Below are 2621 nucleotides of genomic sequence, written 5' to 3'. Positions count from 1 at the left end.
CGGCGATAAGGTGGAAGCGGTGATCGCGCTCGACCCGATCGGTCACGTCACGCGTCACCGCCACAATGAGGGACCGGCCGTCGGGGCCGGTTGTCCGCCGGGTCGAGATCTCCACGCAGACCTCGACGCCGTCCTTCCGCCGCATCGGGACAAGGTGGGTCGCAGACGAGCCTTGGGCTTGCCCGCCCGCCTTTGCGGCGGCGGTCCGGCCGTGACCGTGGCCCTTGGCGGGGACCAGGTAGGTCGCCTGTCGGCCGATCATCTCGGCGGGCGCATAGCCCAGCACGCGCTCGACCGATGGAGAAATGTATTCGCAAGCTCCGTCGGGGCCGTAGACGCTGACGATGTCGCTGACATTGTTGGCCAGCAGCCTGTGCCCCTCCTCCTCGCCGTACCGTCCGTTCAAGCCCTCCGCGTGGAGCACGACGCAGGGGGCGAAGCCTTCCTCCTGGATGACCTCGCAGGAAAGGCTGACCCAGAGGGTGCTGCCGTCCTGGCGGCGCCAGCAGGCTTCCGCGCGGTTGTCGGAGGCCAGCGCATTGGCGCAGAGGCGTTCGACGAGAGTCTGGACGCTGGCGCCCTCGCCGTGGGCGAGGGTCTCGATGCCCTTGCCGTCAAGCTCCCCCGCGGCATAGCCCGTCAGATCACGGAAGCTGCGGTTCAGCCGCAAAAGGCGGCCGTCGCCGCCCAGCACCGCCAACGGCGCGGGGGCGTTCTCGAACGCGATCTCAAACAGTCGCGGCCCGCTCGACGCGCCAGGCGAGGGTACTCTGGAGGAGGTCACGCTCGATCCCATCAGTCCGGACCTAGTGGATGGCACGACACCTCCTTTCGGAGGGTTAATCGCCGGCCTGCGACCAGTTGTCCCAGGTGATGGACAGAGCGCGTGACCATCCCATTAGGAACGGCCGGAACGATGCCTAGGCGAGCTCGAAACCCTCGTAGCCCTTGGCGGCGACCTCGTCGCAGCGAACCTTATAGCCTTCGCCGACGTAGGGCATGAACACGCGTGGCTTGCCCGGTACGTTGGCGCCCATGTACCAGGAGTTCGCCTTCGGGAAGAGCGTCTGGTCCGCCTGTTCGTTGACGTGCCGCACCCAGGCCTCCTGCGCCTCGGGCTTGGGTTCCATGGTCGACTTGCCGCTCTTCCGCATGTGCTCGATGGCGCCCATGATCCAGTCTACGTGCTGCTCGCACGAGGTGATCATGTTCGACAGCACCGAGGGGCTGCCTGGCCCGGTGACGGTGAAGAGGTTCGGGAATCCGGCGATCTGGAGGCCCAGCAGGGTCTTCGGGCCGTCCGCCCAGGCCTCGCGGAGCGCGCGGCCCTGGCGGCCCCGGATATCCATGTTCAGGAGCGCCCCGGTCATGGCGTCGAAGCCTGTCGCATAGACGATGACGTCGACGTCGTACTGCGCGCCGGTGGTCTTCACGCCGGTGGCGTTGACCTCCACGAGGGGTGTCTCGCGCAGGTCCACCAGCTCGACGTTGTCGCGGTTGAAGGTGGCGTAGTAGTCGGTGTCGACGCAGGCGCGCTTGGTCCCCAGCGGAAAGTCCTTGGGCGTCAGCTTGTCGGCGAGCTCCGGATCTTTGACGATCTCCTTGATCTTGGCCCGCACATAGTCGGCGCCGATCTTGTTCACGCGCTCGTCGCGCGTCAGGTTCGGCAGGACCGCGAGCGACAGCAGCCCGTCGCCGCTCCAGAGGTGCTCGGCGGCTTGCCGCAGCTCCGCCTCGCTGGGCGCCCAGCCCTCCGGCGGAAGCGGAATGCCGGGGCTTCCGGTCGCCAGCGCTTCCTTGTAGGCCGGATAGCCGGCCATGAACTCGGCGATTTCCTGGTCGGTCAGTTCGCGGTTCTTGGCCGGCAGGCTGAAGTTCGGCGTGCGCTGGAACACGGTCACCTTCGCCGCATGCTCGGCGATCAGAGGCGTCGACTGGATAGCGGACGAGCCGGTGCCGATCATGGCCACCCGCTTGCCGGTGAAATCGATGCTCCCATGCGGCCAGCGCGAAGTGGAGTAGCTCTCGCCCTCGAAGCTGTCTGCGCCCTGGATATCCACGGCCTTCGGCTGCGAAAGGCAGCCGGTGGCCGTAACCACCCAGCGGGCCTCGATCCTGTCGCCGCGGTCGGTTTCCACCAGCCAGCGCTGCTTGACCTCATCGAAGGCCATGCGGATCACCTTGGTCTCGAACAGGTAGTTGGGCCGCAGGTCGAACCGGTTCGCCACATGGTTGGCGTAGGCCAGGATCTCGGGCTGCGGCGCGTACTTCTCGCTCCAGCGCCACTCGTCGCGCAGCCCATCGTCGAAGGTGTAGGAGTAGAGGAGCGAAGGGATGTCGCAACGCGCGCCCGGATAGCGGTTCCAGAACCAGGTGCCGCCCACGTCGTAGCCGGCTTCGATCCCCTGTACCGACAGTCCGGCCTGGCGCAGCCGGTGGGTCATGTAGAGCCCGCCGAAACCGGCGCCCACGACCACTGCATCCACGGCCTTGCTTACCGCAGCCCGCTCCGAAGTCTTGTTCTCGGCCACTTGGTGTTCCCCTTACTCACGCGCCGCCACATACAACCCTGCATTCCCCAAGTGGCGTGGCGTTTGAGGTGAAGATCGCCTGTATCCGAG

2 protein-coding genes are annotated in these 2621 nt (G+C 66.7%); both read right to left on the bottom strand.

Translation table 11 applies throughout. The features are described from left to right. On the bottom strand, positions 1-784 hold a 784-nt coding region (locus tag QZV94_RS24470), incomplete at its 3' end, for a PAS domain-containing protein (RefSeq protein WP_293683006.1). 136 nt (positions 785-920) lie between these two features. Then, the gene (locus QZV94_RS24465) at positions 921-2531 is read right to left on the bottom strand and encodes an NAD(P)/FAD-dependent oxidoreductase (protein WP_293683004.1); all 1611 of its coding nucleotides are present in this window, start codon (positions 2529-2531) and stop codon (positions 921-923) included. Between the last annotated feature and the right edge of the window lie 90 nt (positions 2532-2621).

This window comes from uncultured Phenylobacterium sp. (genome assembly GCF_902826855.1).
Lineage (GTDB): Bacteria > Pseudomonadota > Alphaproteobacteria > Caulobacterales > Caulobacteraceae > Phenylobacterium.
This window is presented reverse-complemented; position numbering and strand designations above follow the sequence as displayed.